Source organism: Mycolicibacterium chubuense (genome assembly GCF_001044255.1).
Classification (GTDB): domain Bacteria; phylum Actinomycetota; class Actinomycetes; order Mycobacteriales; family Mycobacteriaceae; genus Mycobacterium; species Mycobacterium chubuense.
Window position 1 is genome coordinate 1 of sequence record NZ_JYNX01000084.1, and the last position, 15,025, is coordinate 15,025.

Sequence of the window (15,025 nt, forward strand, 5' to 3'; positions counted from 1 at the left end):
CGGGGTCGCCCTCGGCGCCGGCACCACAGTCTCAGCGGCGGGGCGGACCGGCGGCGTCGGCCGGTCGGGCGCGAACTGCAGGCCCAGCGCGGCCGACACCGAGGCGACGAACGCGACCGCGCCGGTGGCCAGCATGACCGCCGGGGCGGCCTTGAGGAAGCGTTCGTTGCGGCGACGGCTGCTCGGCGGCGCGGGTTCGCGCTCGTCGGCCCAGAAGGCCTCGCCGGCGGGCGCACACGCGAGCGCCGCTCCGCGCGCCAGCGCCAACTGGGCTTCGGCGGGCGAGAACACCGGCACGGCGAGCGCATCCTCCAGCACCGGCACCAGCCCGTCGAGGTCCTCGACCGACCCCACGAGCACCAGCGCCTCGGGCTCCCAGTCGGCGCGGGTGAACACCGCGCTCAACCAACCGATCAGGTCGTCCTCGGTGACGACGGTGCTGTTGACGGCGGTCTGGACGGCGCCGTCGTCAGGGGTGACCACGAGCGCGATGAGCTGGCCGGGCTCCACCACGCACACCGCGGTGGTGTGGTAGCCCATCACCTCGGCGATACCGCGCGCCAGCGCGTCGGTTGCCTCGGACAGCCGGACCGGCACGATGTTGTCGAAGCCGGAGTCGCTGAGCGACTTGAGCAGCAGGGACGCCTCGGTGTGGGCGTCGTCGCTCCAGGTCACGCCGATCGACTGCACCCGCCGGCCACGCTGGGCGGCGATCGCCTCGGTGCGTCGCACCGCGTCGGCGGCCTGCTGCGACGTCGCCACCTCGAAGCCCGCACCGTCCATCGCGGCGCTGTCGGCGTCCTGCCCCTCGACCAGGACCAGACCGACGGCCGATGACGTCACCGACAAGCCGAGCACTGCGTCCACGAACCACTCCTTCGCGCGTCCGCGGTCCGCCGGCGGACCCGTGACGCGATGTCGCCGTGACCTTACCCGCACCGCGCGTGGTATTGCACACCCGTCAAACGGCTCTCCCGGCGAGAATCTCAGTCAGCAACCGCGGCTCGATGTTGCCGCCCGACAGGATCACTGCGGTCGGGCCCGGCGGGGTCCCGCCCTGGCGGTAGGCGGCCAGGGCGACGGCGCCGCTGGGTTCGCTCACCAGATGCCCGCGCAGGGCGAATTCCCTTACTGCGGAACGGATTTCGTCTTCGGTCACGGTGAGCACGCCGTCCAGGACGCGCTGCAGATGTGTGAAGGTCAGCTCCGACGGCTGCGAGCGCAACCCGTCGGCGATGGTGCGGTTGCGCTGTGCCACCGGCCAGTCCGCGCGCCGGCCCGTGCGCAGGCTCTCGGCGGTGTCGGCGGCGAGTTCGGGCTCGACGCCGTACACCGCGGCCTGCGGGCACAGTGCCCGGATCGCCACCCCGACGCCGGAGGCGAGGCCGCCGCCACTGACCGGGATCAGGACGGTGCGGACCTCGGGCAGGTCCTCGGCGATCTCCAGGCCGATCGTGCCCTGACCCGCGATCACCTGGGGATGGTCGAACGGCGGGATCATCACCCCGCCCGTCTCGGCGACCACCTCCGCGGCGACCATCTCGCGCTGCCCGGCCCCGCACAGCACCACCCGTGCGCCGTGCGTCCGGGTGGCGGCGACCTTCACCTCCGGCGTCTCCTCCGGCATCACGATGTGCGCGCGCATCCCGAAGGTGGCCGCGGCGTACGCGACGGCCTGGGCGTGGTTGCCGCTGGAGTACGCCACGACATCCTCGACCGGCCCGGTCAGCGCGGTGAGGGCGCTGAACGCGCCGCGGACCTTGAACGCGCCGACGGCCTGCAGGTTCTCCGGTTTGATCCACAGCGGCCGGTTGTCGTCGCCCCAGGTCGCGGGCACCAGCGGGGTGCGCACCACGCGGGGGCGGATCCGGTGCGCCGCGGAGCGGATGTCATCGATCGTGACGAGCTGCATGGCCCGAGTCTGCCGCACCCCTAGGGTCGTCCGAATGAGCGAGTTCTCGCTGCCGGTCGTGCCCCGCTACGCCGAGGTCGATCAGCAGGGCGTCGTGTTCAACGGCCACTACCTCACCTGGTTCGACGAAGCCTGCACCGGTCTGCTCGACCACTGCGGGGTCGCGTACCCCGACCTGATGGCGGGCGGGTACGACTTCCAGGTCGTGCACAGCGAGATCGACTTCGCCGCCCCGGTGCGGTGGCGCGACAGCGTACGGGTGACCGCCGCGTGCATCCGGGTCGGCACGACCAGCTTCACGCTGACGTTCTCGGTGTGGCGGCGCAATCCCGCCGACGGTGCGGAGCAGGTCGCGGTGCGCGGGCAGAACACCTACGTCGTGGTGTCGACCGAGGACTGGGCCAAGCGGCCGGTCCCCGACGATCTGCGCTCGGCGTTGACCGGTCCCGGCGGGCGATGACCGGTACGGTTTCCTCGCATGGGCCACGATCACGATCACCACGGTGAACCCCGCCGCGAGCTCCCCCCGGGCATGCTCGAGCAGCTCGAGCTGGCCTACGCGGGAATGGCGTCGTTCGGGCACCGCCCGTTCCTGACCGAGACCGAGCAGCTCAATTCGTGGAAACCCGACGTCGCGATCGTCGGCGCGCCGTTCGACATCGCGACCACGAACCGGCCTGGAGCACGGTTCGGGCCGCGGGCGATCCGCGCCACCGCCTATGAGCCCGGCACCTACCACATGGATCTGGGCCTGGAGATCTTCGACTGGCTGGAGGTCGTCGACTTCGGTGACGCCTACTGTCCGCACGGGCAGACCGAGGTGTCGCACGCCAACATCAAGGAGCGCGTGCACGCGATCGCCAGCCGCGGCATCGTCCCGGTGATCCTCGGCGGCGACCACTCGATCACGTGGCCGGCCGCCACCGCGGTGGCCGACGTGCACGGCTACGGCAACGTCGGCATCGTGCACTTCGACGCGCACGCCGACACCGCCGACGAGATCGAGGGCAACCTGGCCAGCCACGGCACCCCGATGCGCCGGCTCATCGAGTCCGGCGCCGTTCCCGGCTCCCACTTCGTCCAGGTCGGGCTGCGGGGCTACTGGCCGCCGCAGGACACCTTCGAGTGGATGCAGGAACAGAAGATGACCTGGCACACCATGCAGGAGATCTGGGAGCGCGGGTTCAAGGCCGTGATGACCGACGCGGTGGGCGAGGCGCTGGCCAAGGCCGACAAGTTGTACGTGTCCGTCGACATCGACGTGCTCGACCCGGCGCACGCCCCCGGCACCGGGACCCCGGAGCCGGGCGGCATCACCAGCGCCGACCTGCTGCGCATGGTCCGCCAGCTCTGCTACGAACACGACGTGGCGGGCGTCGACGTGGTCGAGGTGGCACCGGCCTACGACCACGCCGAGCTGACCGTCAACGCGGCGCACCGGGTGGTGTTCGAGGCCCTCGCGGGCATGGCGGCGCGGCGGCGCGATGCCGCCGGCGGGGAACCGGGCCAGCCGGCCCGGTCCTACCTCAGGCCTTCGTGAGGGTGAACTGGCAGATGTCGGTGTAGCCGTCGCGGAACAGGTCGGCGCAGCCGGTCAGGTACTTCATGTATCGCTCGTAGACCTCTTCGAACTGGATCGCGATGGCCTGTTCCCGGTTGGCCTCCAGTGCGGCGGCCCACAGGTCCAGGGTGCGCGCGTAGTGCAGCCGCAGCGGCTGGACCAGCCCGACTCCGAAGCCGGCCTTGGTCGCGTGCGTCTTCACCTTGACCGGCTGGGGCAGATCGCCGCCGGGGAAGATCTCGTCCATGATGAACTTGAAGAACCTGATCTTGGTCATCGTGACCGGCAGGTTCCGCGCCGCGAACTCCTCGTCGTCGGGCTTGACGATGGTGTGCAGCATCATCACGCCGTCGGCGGGCAGCACGTCGTAGGCCCTGCTGAAGAAGTCGTCGTAGCGGTCGCGGCCGAAGTGCTCGAACGCACCGATCGACACGATGCGGTCGACGGGCTCGTGGAACTGCTCCCAGCCCTGCAGCAGCACGCGCTTGGTACGTGGGCTGTCCAGGCCGTCGAGCACCTTCTGCACGTGGGCCTGCTGGTTACGGCTGAGCGTGAGGCCGACGACGTTGACGTCGTACTTCTCGACGGCCCGCTTGATGGTGGCGCCCCATCCGCAGCCCACGTCGAGCAGCGTCATGCCGGGCTCGAGGCCGAGCTTGCCCAGCGACAGGTCGATCTTGGCCAGCTGGGCCTCTTCGAGGGTCATGTCGTCGCGCTCGAAGTAGGCGCAGCTGTAGGTCTGGGTGGGGTCGAGGAACAGCCGGTAGAAGTCGTCCGAGAGGTCGTAATGCGACTGGACGTCCTCGAAATGCGGTGTCAGATCTTGGGTCTTGTTACTGGTGTCTGGCAAATCACTGACCTTTGAATCTGGGGGGCTGGTCGATGGGCGGCCCCGCGCGGTTTGAGGGCCTGTCTCGTCGGAGCACAGTTGTACGCACAGTACCCGAGTGCCTTCGGCCGGCGTGAATCGCCGGGCGTCGGCGGGGACGGCGATGACCCGGCGAACTATCGTGAAGGGACCGCTCCCCCGACTCTCGGAGGCAACCCGTGATGACGACACCCGACCGCGACCCGCTGCCCGACGCCGCCGAGGCTGACGTCGTCGAACAGCTCACCCCGGTCGACGCCGCCGCTGACGCCGACGGCGACACCTGGCGCGATGCGGCGCGGGTCGCCGGCGACCGGGACTGGCAGGCCAACGAGGCCGACCTGATCGAGCAGGCGATCGAGGTCCCCGACGACGACGACTTCGATCGCTGACCCGCGATGGCTGCGATGCAGGGTTCGGTGACGGTGTCGATGGCGGCGCCGGCCGAGGCGATCTGGGATCTGATCGCCGACGTCCGCAACACCGGCCGGTTCTCGCCGGAGACGTTCGAGGCGGAATGGCTCGACGGAGCCACCGGTCCCGCCCTGGGCGCTCGCTTCCGCGGCCACGTCCGGCGCAACGAGATCGGCCCGGTGTACTGGACGACGTGCCGGGTCACCGCGTGCGACCCCGGGCGTGAGTTCGGCTTCGCGGTACTCGCCGGCGACCGCGCGGTCAACAACTGGCACTATCGCCTGACGCCGACGGCGTCGGGCACCGACGTCACCGAATCCTTCCGTCTCGACCAGAATCCGTTGATGGCGCTGTACTCGGTCCTCGGCGGCCAGCTACGCAAACGGCGCAACCTGCGCGATATGCGTAAGACACTCGAAAGAATCAAGGCGGTAGTCGAGGAGTGAGCCGGGTATCTTCCGGCCGTGACTGACGCAAGCGATGCCACGGTCGACGCCGTCGGCAAGGTGACCGAAGCGCTGGAATGGGTGGAACGCGCGCGGGGCCATCTGTATTCGTTCCACCAGCTGATGGGCCGCGCCGACCTGCTGCTCGGCGAGGCGTGCGACGCGCTGCGCGACGCCGGCCACGACGAGATCGCCGACCGGTTGGAGACCGAGGTGGTGGGCCGCAATGTCCTCGAGGGGCGGTGGACGTTCCAGATCATCGAGGAGTTCGAGGACACCTACTGGACGGTGATCCGCGACCACGAGCGCCGCGTGCGCGACGAGCTCGTCGGTGGCGAACGCCACCTGCACGAGGCGCGCATGAAAGAGGACCGCCGCACACACGGCAGAAAGGGCCATGAAGCGCGGCCCTGAGGCTACTCTCGGGTTGCATGAGCAGCCTGGAACTCGGTGACCTGACCCGGGTGAACGGAACTCCCCCACCCGAGGTCGCGCTCGGCGACGTCGACCTGGGATCGTGGGATTTCTGGGGACTCGACGACGATGTCCGCGACGGTGCGTTCGCCACCCTGCGCCGCGAAGCCCCGATCAGCTTCCACGAGGCGATCGTCCCCGACGGCGAGGCCGAGGTGGCCGGGCACTGGGCGCTGACCCGCTACGACGACGTGTTCTACGTCAGCAGGCATCCGGAGCTGTTCAGTTCGGCGCTGGGCATCGTGGTCGGTGACCAATCCCCGGAGCTGGCAGAGTATTTCGGCTCGATGATCGCGATGGACGATCCCCGCCACACCCGGCTGCGCAACATCGTGCGCAGCGCGTTCACCCCCAGAGTGCTTGCGCTGATCGAAGATTCGGTGCGTGCGCGGGCCGGACGGCTGGTCGACGATATGGTGGGCCGGCACCCGGACGGGCGGGCCGACATCGTGGCCGAGTTGGCCGGGCCGCTGCCGCTGCAGATCATCTGCGACATGATGGGTATCCCGGAGGACGACCACCAGCGGATCTTCCACTGGACCAACGTGATCCTCGGATTCGGTGACCCGGACATCGCCACCGATTTCGACGAGTTCGTCTCCGTCGCGATGGCGATCGGCGCCTATGCGACCGCGTTGGCCGACGACCGGCGCGAGCATCCCGGGGAGGATCTCACCACCGCGCTGGTGGCCGCCGAACTCGACGGCGAGCGGCTCACCTCGGCCGAGGTCGCGTCGTTCTTCATCCTGCTCGTGGTCGCCGGCAACGAGACGACCCGCAATGCGATCAGTCACGGCGTGCTCGCGCTCAGCCGCTATCCCGAGCAGCGCGACCTGTGGTGGGCGGATTATGCGGCGATCGCCCCGACGGCGGTCGAGGAGATCGTGCGCTGGGCGTCGCCGGTGGCCTACATGCGGCGAACGGCCACGCGGGATGTGGAGTTGAGCGGGGTGCGTATCGCGGCCGGGGACAAGCTGACGATGTGGTACGGCTCGGCCAACCGCGACGAGTCGAAGTTCGCCGACCCGTGGATGTTCGACGTGCGCCGCCACCCGAACCCGCACGTCGGGTTCGGCGGCGGCGGTGCGCACTTCTGCCTGGGGGCCAATCTCGCGCGCCGCGAGATCACCGTGGCGTTCGAGGAGCTGCACCGCCGGGTCCCCGACCTGCGAGCGATCGAGGAGCCCGACCGGTTGCACTCGGCGTTCATCCACGGCATCAAGCGACTGCCCGTCGCCTGGACGCCGGCCGGTTAGCGCTGCGTGACGTCGGGGCGCATCGTCTGAGCGTCACCCGGCGCGGCGCGGTGCCCCTCGTGCCGGCCGCCCTCGACGTGACCGTCGGCACGGGGGTCATCGGCGCGGGTGTCGTCGCCGCGGTGATCGACCCGCGGGTCGAGATTGTCGGCGTGCTCGCGCCGGGCGTCGATGTGCTGCTGTGAGCTGGTCAGCGCGTCGCGACGGCCGGCAGCGGTGTCGGCGAGCCGAGCCGCCTCGGCGGCCTTGGCGTCCGCCTCGGCCTTGGCGGCGCGAGCCTTGGCCTCGGTCTCTTCGACGAGCGCGGCCTGCCGCTGCACCCGCTGGCTGTCGTGGTGCACCTCCTCGCGGATGCGGTCGGCTTCCTGCGCGCGCCGTTTGTCGCGGGACTTCTTCGCCGCGACCACGATCAGGGCGATGACGATGATCGCGACGACGGCGACCACGATCCAGACGATGACGTTGCTGTCCATGCCGGCTCCTCGATTCGAGGGGGCCGGTCATGATTGACGACCCCGTGAATCGTCGGATGCCCGAGTGCCTGCGGAGCTAAACCGCGCCGCTCACAGCGTGGCGGTCAGCGGGCCACTCTCCTGGCAGGACGTCTGCGGAGGATTCCCCGCCGACGCGCAGCCGCGTCCGGTCGAGGTGTAGACCGTGCCGGGACGGTAGGGCTGGAAGAAGACCTGCGCGGGGAGGATCCCGGCGCCCCGGGCGCAGATCCCGGCATCGGTGCCGCCGGCCATCTGGATGCAGGCGACGGTCTGGAAGGTGACCGCGCCGTCGCATGCTCTCGGCGTGACCGTCGCCGTCACCACATTGGTGCCGGACACGGCGACCACGCTCGGGGGCGAGAGGTCGTATTCGCAGGTCGCGGGCGCCGGTTGCGCGTCGGCGACCACCGCCGTCGCGCCGAGCAGCAGCGCGGCGGCCGACACCACGGCGAACGTGCGGATCATGCAGGGATCGTAGGGCACGGCGGTGCCGGCGCACCGGCTAATGGACGCGCAGTGCGCTGAGCATCCCGGCGGCCGAGCGCGGCCAAGTGAACTGCTCGGCCCGGCGGCGGGCACTGTGCCGCCGGTGGTGCTCCGGTCGGCTCATGACCGCGGTGACGGCATGCGCGATGGCCCGCGGGTCGTTGTCGGCGGTCGCGCCGCTGTCGTGGGTGAGGATCTCGGCCAGCGCCGAGGTGCGGGACACCACCGCCGGGGTCCCGCACGCCAGCGCCTCGAGCGCCGCGAGCCCGAACGTCTCGTGCGGGCCCGGGGCCAGCGCGATGTCGGCGCTGGCGAGAATCGTGGCCACGGTGTCGCGGCACCCGATGTAGCCGGTGAAGTCGACGGGCAGTCCGTCGGCCTGCCGCTGCAGCCGGGCGCGCAACGGCCCCTCGCCGACCACCACCAGCCGCGCGTCGACCCCCGAACGCCGCAGCGCCGCAACAGTATCGATGCTGCGGTGCGGATGCTTCTCGACCGAGAGCCGCCCGCAGTGCACCAGCAGGGTCTGGCCGGGGCGGGCCCACCGCTCACGCATCGCCGCCGACCGGCGCCGCGGGTGGAACTGGTCGAGGTCGCCGCCCAGCGGCACCGTCACCAGATTCGACGCCCCGATCCGGTCGAACTCCGCCCGGGCGAACGCGGTGGTGCAGACCACGACGTCGTAGTTGGCGGCGGTGCGCCGGTTGGCGGCGTCGGCGACGGTCCTGGCCCACGGTCGCGGCAGGATCTGTCCGACGAGCCGGTCGAGCCGTTCGTGGGAGATCATCACCGTCGACACGCCGTGTGCGCGGCCCCACGGTCCCAGCGAGCGCAGTGTGAGCCGGTCGGACACCTCCAGCGCGTCGGGGGCCAACTGCTCGAGCAGCGCGGTGACGGGCCGCGGCGACACCGCGCGGTATCCCCCGGTGAACGGAATCAGCCTGGCGGGCAGACTGATCCGCACGACGCCGCTGGGCAGCGTGGTGGATTCGTGGCGTCGGCCGGGCACGATGAGGAACACGCGGTGGCCGGCCGCGCAGTACTCGGCGCCGAGCCGGTCCACCGCGGTGCGCAGGCCGCCGGACCGGGGCCCGTAGAAGTTCGCCACCTGCACGACCCGCATGGCTGCATGAGAACCCGCGGGGATGTGCGACGGGCAACGGCGGGTCGGCGCGTCGCCGAACAGCAGGTTGCGTCTTCGCCCGCGCCAGTGTCAGCCGACGTGCACGGTCAGCCAGTCCAGCGTCCGGCGCCACGCATCGTCGGCGGCGGCCTGGTCGAATCGGTCGCCGGTGTCGTTGAAGAACGCGTGGTTCGCGTCGGGTTCGGTCACGAGTTCGTGCACCAGGCCGGCTTTCTCCAGCGCGGCGCGGGCCGCCGGTTCGGTGGCGTTGACGCGCTGATCGAGTGCGCCGTAGAAGCCGAGCACGGCCACGCCTTTCGACCCCGAGAAGTCGGGATCGTCGGGGGTGGGTCCGTAGAAGGGGAACGCCGCGGCCAGCTGCGGCACCCCGCTGTCGAGCAGCCGCCACACCAGACCGCCGCCCATGCAGAACCCGATCGCGGCGACCTTGCGCCCCGGGGTGCGGCGCTGCAGCTCGGCGATGCCGGAGGTCAGGTCGGCGACCATGGCCTCGGGCGGGCGGTTCCCCAGCGCGGCCGTCGCCGCCGCGGGGTCGGCGAACGTCGCGGTGCCGCCGTTCCCGGAGAGCAGGTCGACGGCCAGACTCGAGTAACCGGCGCCGGCCAGCCGGCCCGCGACCGAGCGCACCCAGTCGGTCAGCCCCTTGTTCTCGTGGATCACCAGCAGGCCGCCCCGCGCGTCGGGCGCCTCGGCCCACGCGCCCTGCAGCTGCCCCGCCGGACCCGCCCACGTCACCGGCGCGGTGGGCAGCGCATCGGCCATCCCCGGCGGCACCGGCTTGGCCGCGGACGGAGACGACGACGGCGGCGGGGTCGGGCTCTCGGACGTCGACCCGTCGCTCTGCTTGGTGTCGGCGCAGGCGGCGATCAGCGCTGATGCGCTGGCCGCCCCCATTCCCAGCAGGCCCAGCCGGCGCAAGGCCTCCCGCCGGGACAGCAGGCCGTCGACGTGGTCGGTGGCGATCTCTTCGGCGATGTAGCGCTGTAGCGGCGTCACCTGCTCGATTATGCGCCGACCGCGGGTAGACACTCAGCGAGATCTGTTCACGATTTCGTTGACACCTGTCGTGTCGCCCTGTTCGATGGGGGCGTGAGCAGTGCTGTGAGCTACGACACGATCATCCGCAACGGCCGCTGGTTCGACGGCACCGGCGCCCCGTCGGCGATCCGCACGATCGGCATCAAAGACGGTCATGTCGCGGTCATCACCGAGGACGACCTCGCCGGCGCCGACGCCGCGGAGGTGATCGACGCGTCCGGGAAATGGGTGCTGCCCGGCATGCTCGACATCCACACCCACTACGACATCGAGGTGCTCGGCGGGCCCGCGCTGGCCGAGTCGCTGCGTCACGGCGTCACCACCGTGCTGCTCGGCTCGTGCTCCCTGTCCACCCTCTACGTCGACGGCCCCGATGCCGGAGACATCTTCGGCCGGGTCGAGGCGATCCCCCGCGAGCACGTCATCGACGCGATCGAACGGCACAAGACCTGGACCAACGGCGAGGAGTACATCGCCGCGCTGGAGGACCGCCCGCTGGGCCCCAACATCGCCGCCTTCATCGGGCATTCGGACATGCGAGCCGCGACCATGGGTCTGGACCGCGCGACCCGCCGCGACGAGCGCCCGACCCGGGCCGAGCAGGCGCAGATGGAGCGCATGCTCGCCGAAGCGCTGCGCGCCGGCTTCGTCGGAATGTCCTCTCAGCAACTGCTTTTCGACAAGCTCGACGGGGAGGTCTGCCGCTCGCGCACTCTGCCGTCGACCTACGCCAAGCCCCGGGAGCTGCGCCGGCTGAAGTCGCTGCTGCGCCGCTCGGGCCGGGTGCTGCAGTCCGGACCCGACATCCAGAATCCCCTCAACATCGGCTCCCAGGCGTTCCAGTCGCTGGGCGTGCTGCGCAACCCGCTCAAGACCAGCCTGCTCTCGGCGGCCGACGTCAAGTCCAACCCGCTGGCGATCAAGATCCTGGGTCCGCTGGCCAAGCTGGTCAACCGCCTCGGCGGGGACTTCCGCTGGCAGCACCTGCCGGTGCCGTTCGAGGTGTACGCCGACGGCATCGACCTGGTGATCTTCGAGGAGTTCGGGGCCGGCGCGGCGGCGCTGCACCTGCGCGACGAGGTGGAACGCAACGCGCTGCTGCGCGACGAGACCTACCGGCGCCGGTTCCGCCAGGACTACGACGCGAAGTTCGGCATGCGGGTGTGGCACCGCGATTTCTTCGACGCCGAGATCGTCGGCTGCCCGGACGCCTCGGTGATCGGCAAGTCGTTCGGGCAGGTCGGCCGCGACCGCGGGGGCCTGCACCCGGTGGATGCGTTCCTCGACCTGGTGCTCGAGCACGGCACCGCACTGCGCTGGCACACCACGATCTCCAACCACCGGCCCGAGGTGCTCAAGATGCTGGCCCGCGACCCGGGCGTGCAGATGGGCTTCTCCGATGCCGGCGCGCACCTGCGCAACATGGCGTTCTACAACATGGGGCTTCGCCTGCTGCGGCACGTGCGCGACGCCGACCGCGCGGGCACCCCGTTCATGACCATCGAGCAGGCCGTGCACCGGCTGACCGGCGAACTGGCGGACTGGTACCGCATCGACGCCGGACACCTGCGCGTCGGTGATCGCGCCGACGTCGTCGTCCTCGACCCGGAACGTCTCGACGCGTCGCTCGACGACTACGCCGAGGCGGCGGTGGACCAGTACGGCGGGCTCTCCCGGATGGTCAACCGCAACGACGCCACCGTGACCGCGGTGTTCGTCGGCGGACGCGCCGTGTTCCGCGAGGGTGAAGCCAGCCCGCTCGTCGGCACCCGCCGCACCGGCCGGTTCCTGCGCGCGGCCCACAAGGCGCCGGCGCTTCCGGCGCAGGAAGGCGCACTGACCCATGCCGGTTGAGCCCATGCCGGTTGAGAAGGTCGTCGAGGGCATGTGGGCGGCGCTCTCGGCGCGCGACTGGGAGCACCTGAAAACCTACCTGTCGCCGGACTGCATCTACCTCGACATGCCCGTCGGCCCGGCCGCGGCCGCCCGCGGCCCCGACGACATCGTCAAGCGGCTCAAGATCGGCCTGGAGCCGTTGGCGTCCTACGAGAACTTCCCGGGCCTGATGGTGAGCAACGGCACCGACCTGATGTACGAGCACCATGAGGAATGGCACTGGGCCACAGGGGAATCCGCGGTGCTGCAGTTCGTCTCGGTGCACCGGGTCGCCGACGGGAAGATCACGCTGTGGAAGGACTACTGGGACATGGGCGCGCTGGCCAACCACGCGCCGCCCACCTGGATGGAAGACTTCGCCACCGCCGACATGTCGTGGGTGTTCGACGCGACCGGCCTCGTCTAGAGGAGGACCGATGCTGGACCTGAAGATCACGGGCGGCACGGTCGTCGACGGCACCGGCGCCGAGCGCTTCCGCGCCGACATCGGGGTCAAGGACGGCCGGATCGTCGAGGTGCGCCGGCGCAGCGGCGATGACGACGGGCTGAGCGCCGACGCCGCCGAGCACATCGATGCGACCGGCCGGTTCGTCACCCCGGGATTCGTGGACGTGCACACCCACTACGACGGCCAGGTCAGCTGGGACGACACGCTGGAACCGTCGAGCCTGCACGGGGTGACGACGGTGGTCAGCGGGAACTGCGGGGTCGGCTTCGCCCCGGTGCGGCCGGGCCGCGAACAGTGGCTCATCGAGCTGATGGAGGGTGTAGAGGACATCCCGGGCAGCGCGCTGGCCGAGGGCATCACCTGGCAGTGGGAGAGCTTCCCCGAATACCTCGACGCGATCGAAAAGCGTTCTCTGGCCGTTGATTACGGAACCCAGGTGGCGCACGGCGCGGTCCGCGGCTACGCGATGGGCGAACGCGGCGCCCGCAACGAAGAGGCCACCGACGACGACATCGCCGCGATGGCCCGCATCGTCACCGAGGCGATCGAGGCCGGCGCGCTGGGCTTCTCCACATCTCGCACGGAGGCGCACCGCGCCATCGACGGCGAGCCCGTGCCCGGGACCTACGCCGCCGAGGCCGAACTGTTCGGGCTGGGCCGCGCGATGGCCGCCGGCGGTCAGGCTGTGTTCGAGGTGTCCCCGCAGGGCACCGCCGGCGAGAGCCCGGCCGAAGCGACGATGCGCGAACTCGACTGGATGACGAAGCTGTCCGCCGAGATCGAGCGGCCCGTGTCGTTCACGATGATCCAGACCGGCGGCGCGCCCGATCTGTGGCGGCGTCAGCTCGAACGGGCCGGCGCCGCACTGGATCAGGGCATCGCGCTGTACGCGCAGTTCGCCGCCCGGCCGTTCGGGATGCTGTTCGGCTTCACCGGCTATCACGCGTTCACCCACCGCCCCACCTACCGGAAACTGAAGGCCGAGCTCGAGCACGCCGATCTGATGGCACGGCTGGCCGATCCGGCGGTGCGGGCGGCCATCCTGTCCGAGACGGATCTGCCGCCGCAGCCGGTGCCGATGTTCGACGGGCTGTACGCGCTGATCCAGTACAGCGTCGACAAGATCTTCCCGATCGGCGACCCGCCGGACTACGAACCGACACCGGACATGACGGTGGCCGCCATCGCCGCCCGCCGTGGCGAGGATCCGCTCGCGACGATGTACGACCTGATGCTCGACTCCGGCGGCACCGCGATGCTCATGCTGCCGTTCTTCAACTACGCCGAGGGCAATCACGACGCCATCTACGAGATGATGACCCACCCGGCGGCCGTGTCAGGGCTCTCCGACGGTGGCGCGCACTGCGGCCTGATCTGCGACGCCTCCTACCCCACCTTCCTGCTGACCCACTGGGCGCGGGACCGCCACCGCGGCCCGAAGTTCTCCCTCGAGTACGTGGTACGCAAGCAGACCCTCGACACCGCGACGCTTTTCGGGTTGTCCGACCGTGGCGTGATCGCCCAGGGCCGCAAGGCCGACCTGAACGTGATCGACATGGACGCGCTGCGGCTGGACGTGCCGCGCATGGCCTACGACCTGCCCGCCGGTGGCCGCCGCCTGATCCAGGGCGCCTCCGGCTACGACGCGACGGTGGTCAGCGGGATCGTGACCCGCCGGCATGGCGCCGACACCGGGACCCGGCCGGGCCGGCTGATCCGCGGCGTGCGCTAGGACGCCACCAGCAGCTCGTCGATCTGGTTGATCGCCGACGTCGCGCCCTCGGCCATGCCCATGTCCAGCACCTGCTGCAGCGCCTCGGCGGAGTCGTAGGTGCTGACGAACGTCGACCGGGTGCCGCCGTCGTGGGCGCGGAAAGTGAACACGGTCTTCGATACCGGCAGATCGGGATTGGGGGTGAAATCCATGTCGGCGAACCCGTCGTTGAAGGAGAAGCCGTGCGGCTCGTCGACCGCCGTGACGTCCCAGTAGCCGGCGTACTTGTCACCCTCGGGACCGGTCATGTAATACGTCACCCGGCCTCCGGGACGCAGGTCGTGGTCGACCACCGTCGCGGGGTATTCCGGTGGCCCCCAGATCTTCTCGAGTTGGCGCGGATCGGCGTAGATCTGCCAGATGCGCTCGACGGGGGCGGCGAAGTCGGCGACGATGGTCAGGGTCCTGGTGTCCAGGTCGTGGTGGACGTCGGTGACGGGCATGGTCATTCCTCCTGTGCGTTCTCGGATGCGATCAGATCGTCGATGCGCGCGACACGGCCGCGCCACACCTGTTCCAGCTCGGCCAGCAGCGAGGCCACCGACCGGACCGCGGTCACGTCGCCGCTGGCCAGTTGCTCGCGGCCGCGCCGCCGTTTGGTGATCAGCCCGGCCCGGTCGAGCACGGCGACGTGCTTCTGCACGGCGGCGAAACTCATGTCGTAGCCGGCCGCGAGCGCGGAGACCGAGTGCTCCCCCGCCAGCACCCGGCGCAGGATGTCGCGCCGGGTCCGGTCGGCCAACGCATGGAACAGCGCGTCGGTGCGGTCTTCGTCGAGGACGATCACGTCCTCAACATACAACCGAACGGTTGT

At 70.4% G+C, this 15,025-nt stretch carries 18 protein-coding genes; 9 read left to right on the plus strand and 9 right to left on the minus strand.

What is annotated here, in order from left to right:
- Both MCHUDSM44219_RS26140 and MCHUDSM44219_RS26145 read right to left on the minus strand, forming a co-directional pair.
- The coding region (locus MCHUDSM44219_RS26140) for a DUF7159 family protein (RefSeq protein WP_048421191.1) at positions 1 to 867 on the minus strand (867 nt) is incomplete at its 3' end.
- 94 nt (positions 868 to 961) lie between these two features.
- The gene (locus MCHUDSM44219_RS26145; protein WP_048421192.1) at positions 962 to 1,912 is read right to left on the minus strand and encodes a threonine ammonia-lyase; all 951 of its coding nucleotides are present in this window, start codon (positions 1,910 to 1,912) and stop codon (positions 962 to 964) included.
- Positions 1,913 to 1,946: 34 nt separating this feature from the next.
- Here MCHUDSM44219_RS26145 and MCHUDSM44219_RS26150 point away from each other — a divergent pair, with 34 nt between their 5' ends.
- Positions 1,947 to 2,372 (plus strand): acyl-CoA thioesterase, encoded by a 426-nt coding sequence (locus tag MCHUDSM44219_RS26150; RefSeq protein WP_048421193.1) that lies wholly within the window; start codon positions 1,947 to 1,949, stop codon positions 2,370 to 2,372.
- 18 nt (positions 2,373 to 2,390) lie between these two features.
- Complete coding sequence (gene speB / locus MCHUDSM44219_RS26155) at positions 2,391 to 3,452, plus strand: agmatinase (RefSeq protein WP_048421194.1); 1,062 nt, start codon at positions 2,391 to 2,393, stop codon at positions 3,450 to 3,452.
- Here speB and MCHUDSM44219_RS26160 read toward each other — a convergent pair.
- Positions 3,439 to 4,323 carry a cyclopropane mycolic acid synthase family methyltransferase gene (locus MCHUDSM44219_RS26160; protein ID WP_048421195.1) on the minus strand — a complete coding sequence of 295 codons (885 nt, stop codon included), beginning with the start codon at positions 4,321 to 4,323 and terminating at the stop codon, positions 3,439 to 3,441. The genes speB and MCHUDSM44219_RS26160 overlap by 14 nt on opposite strands.
- Before the next feature lie 200 nt (positions 4,324 to 4,523).
- Here MCHUDSM44219_RS26160 and MCHUDSM44219_RS26165 point away from each other — a divergent pair, with 200 nt between their 5' ends.
- The 4 genes from MCHUDSM44219_RS26165 to MCHUDSM44219_RS26180 are packed head-to-tail and all read left to right on the plus strand — an operon-like array spanning position 4,524 to position 6,931.
- On the plus strand, positions 4,524 to 4,733 hold the full coding sequence (locus MCHUDSM44219_RS26165; RefSeq protein WP_048421196.1) for an Rv3202a family protein: 210 nt from the start codon (positions 4,524 to 4,526) through the stop codon (positions 4,731 to 4,733).
- A 15-nt stretch (positions 4,734 to 4,748) separates the two neighbouring features.
- The gene (locus MCHUDSM44219_RS26170; RefSeq protein ID WP_048421236.1) at positions 4,749 to 5,201 is read left to right on the plus strand and encodes an SRPBCC family protein; all 453 of its coding nucleotides are present in this window, start codon (positions 4,749 to 4,751) and stop codon (positions 5,199 to 5,201) included.
- 18 nt (positions 5,202 to 5,219) lie between these two features.
- Positions 5,220 to 5,615: a hypothetical protein gene (locus tag MCHUDSM44219_RS26175; RefSeq protein ID WP_048421197.1), complete on the plus strand. Its 396-nt coding sequence runs from the start codon at positions 5,220 to 5,222 to the stop codon at positions 5,613 to 5,615.
- Between the two features lie 17 nt (positions 5,616 to 5,632).
- Positions 5,633 to 6,931, plus strand: a complete 1,299-nt coding sequence (locus MCHUDSM44219_RS26180; RefSeq protein WP_048421198.1) for a cytochrome P450 — start codon at positions 5,633 to 5,635, stop codon at positions 6,929 to 6,931.
- Here the strand turns inward: MCHUDSM44219_RS26180 and MCHUDSM44219_RS26185 are convergent.
- The 4 genes from MCHUDSM44219_RS26185 to MCHUDSM44219_RS26200 all read right to left on the minus strand — a co-directional run bounded on the left by MCHUDSM44219_RS26185 (position 6,928) and on the right by MCHUDSM44219_RS26200 (position 10,051).
- On the minus strand, positions 6,928 to 7,404 hold the full coding sequence (locus tag MCHUDSM44219_RS26185) for a hypothetical protein (RefSeq protein WP_048421199.1): 477 nt from the start codon (positions 7,402 to 7,404) through the stop codon (positions 6,928 to 6,930). The genes MCHUDSM44219_RS26180 and MCHUDSM44219_RS26185 overlap by 4 nt on opposite strands.
- Positions 7,405 to 7,494: 90 nt before the next feature.
- Positions 7,495 to 7,890: a hypothetical protein gene (locus MCHUDSM44219_RS26190; protein ID WP_048421237.1), complete on the minus strand. Its 396-nt coding sequence runs from the start codon at positions 7,888 to 7,890 to the stop codon at positions 7,495 to 7,497.
- Between the two features lie 37 nt (positions 7,891 to 7,927).
- Positions 7,928 to 9,034, minus strand: a complete 1,107-nt coding sequence (locus MCHUDSM44219_RS26195; protein ID WP_048421200.1) for a glycosyltransferase — start codon at positions 9,032 to 9,034, stop codon at positions 7,928 to 7,930.
- Positions 9,035 to 9,124: 90 nt separating this feature from the next.
- On the minus strand, positions 9,125 to 10,051 hold the full coding sequence (locus tag MCHUDSM44219_RS26200) for a dienelactone hydrolase family protein (RefSeq protein ID WP_048421201.1): 927 nt from the start codon (positions 10,049 to 10,051) through the stop codon (positions 9,125 to 9,127).
- Between the two features lie 105 nt (positions 10,052 to 10,156).
- Between MCHUDSM44219_RS26200 and MCHUDSM44219_RS26205 the strand changes: the two genes are divergently transcribed.
- Genes MCHUDSM44219_RS26205 through MCHUDSM44219_RS26215 form a run of 3 tightly spaced genes read left to right on the plus strand, consistent with a single transcriptional unit; the run spans position 10,157 to position 14,169 of the window.
- Complete coding sequence (locus tag MCHUDSM44219_RS26205) at positions 10,157 to 11,947, plus strand: N-acyl-D-amino-acid deacylase family protein (RefSeq protein ID WP_082162409.1); 1,791 nt, start codon at positions 10,157 to 10,159, stop codon at positions 11,945 to 11,947.
- A gap of 4 nt (positions 11,948 to 11,951) precedes the next feature.
- Positions 11,952 to 12,395, plus strand: a complete 444-nt coding sequence (locus tag MCHUDSM44219_RS26210) for a nuclear transport factor 2 family protein (protein WP_082162410.1) — start codon at positions 11,952 to 11,954, stop codon at positions 12,393 to 12,395.
- A gap of 10 nt (positions 12,396 to 12,405) precedes the next feature.
- The gene (locus MCHUDSM44219_RS26215; protein WP_048421204.1) at positions 12,406 to 14,169 is read left to right on the plus strand and encodes an N-acyl-D-amino-acid deacylase family protein; all 1,764 of its coding nucleotides are present in this window, start codon (positions 12,406 to 12,408) and stop codon (positions 14,167 to 14,169) included.
- Here MCHUDSM44219_RS26215 and MCHUDSM44219_RS26220 read toward each other — a convergent pair.
- Both MCHUDSM44219_RS26220 and MCHUDSM44219_RS26225 read right to left on the minus strand, forming a co-directional pair.
- On the minus strand, positions 14,166 to 14,654 hold the full coding sequence (locus MCHUDSM44219_RS26220) for an SRPBCC family protein (RefSeq protein WP_048421238.1): 489 nt from the start codon (positions 14,652 to 14,654) through the stop codon (positions 14,166 to 14,168). The two genes, MCHUDSM44219_RS26215 and MCHUDSM44219_RS26220, sit on opposite strands and share 4 nt — an antisense overlap.
- 2 nt (positions 14,655 to 14,656) lie before the next feature.
- Complete coding sequence (locus MCHUDSM44219_RS26225; protein WP_109777989.1) at positions 14,657 to 14,998, minus strand: ArsR/SmtB family transcription factor; 342 nt, start codon at positions 14,996 to 14,998, stop codon at positions 14,657 to 14,659.
- Positions 14,999 to 15,025 lie beyond the last annotated feature (27 nt).

Coding starts and splice junctions, on each gene's coding strand:
- MCHUDSM44219_RS26145 (WP_048421192.1), bottom strand. CDS start 1,912: ATGCAGCTCGTCACGATCGATGACATCCGCTCCGCGGCGCACCGGATC.
- MCHUDSM44219_RS26150 (WP_048421193.1), top strand. CDS start 1,947: ATGAGCGAGTTCTCGCTGCCGGTCGTGCCCCGCTACGCCGAGGTCGAT.
- speB (WP_048421194.1), top strand. CDS start 2,391: ATGGGCCACGATCACGATCACCACGGTGAACCCCGCCGCGAGCTCCCC.
- MCHUDSM44219_RS26165 (WP_048421196.1), top strand. CDS start 4,524: ATGACGACACCCGACCGCGACCCGCTGCCCGACGCCGCCGAGGCTGAC.
- MCHUDSM44219_RS26170 (WP_048421236.1), top strand. CDS start 4,749: ATGCAGGGTTCGGTGACGGTGTCGATGGCGGCGCCGGCCGAGGCGATC.
- MCHUDSM44219_RS26180 (WP_048421198.1), top strand. CDS start 5,633: ATGAGCAGCCTGGAACTCGGTGACCTGACCCGGGTGAACGGAACTCCC.
- MCHUDSM44219_RS26185 (WP_048421199.1), bottom strand. CDS start 7,404: ATGGACAGCAACGTCATCGTCTGGATCGTGGTCGCCGTCGTCGCGATC.
- MCHUDSM44219_RS26190 (WP_048421237.1), bottom strand. CDS start 7,890: ATGATCCGCACGTTCGCCGTGGTGTCGGCCGCCGCGCTGCTGCTCGGC.
- MCHUDSM44219_RS26195 (WP_048421200.1), bottom strand. CDS start 9,034: ATGCGGGTCGTGCAGGTGGCGAACTTCTACGGGCCCCGGTCCGGCGGC.
- MCHUDSM44219_RS26210 (WP_082162410.1), top strand. CDS start 11,952: ATGCCGGTTGAGAAGGTCGTCGAGGGCATGTGGGCGGCGCTCTCGGCG.
- MCHUDSM44219_RS26215 (WP_048421204.1), top strand. CDS start 12,406: ATGCTGGACCTGAAGATCACGGGCGGCACGGTCGTCGACGGCACCGGC.
- MCHUDSM44219_RS26220 (WP_048421238.1), bottom strand. CDS start 14,654: ATGCCCGTCACCGACGTCCACCACGACCTGGACACCAGGACCCTGACC.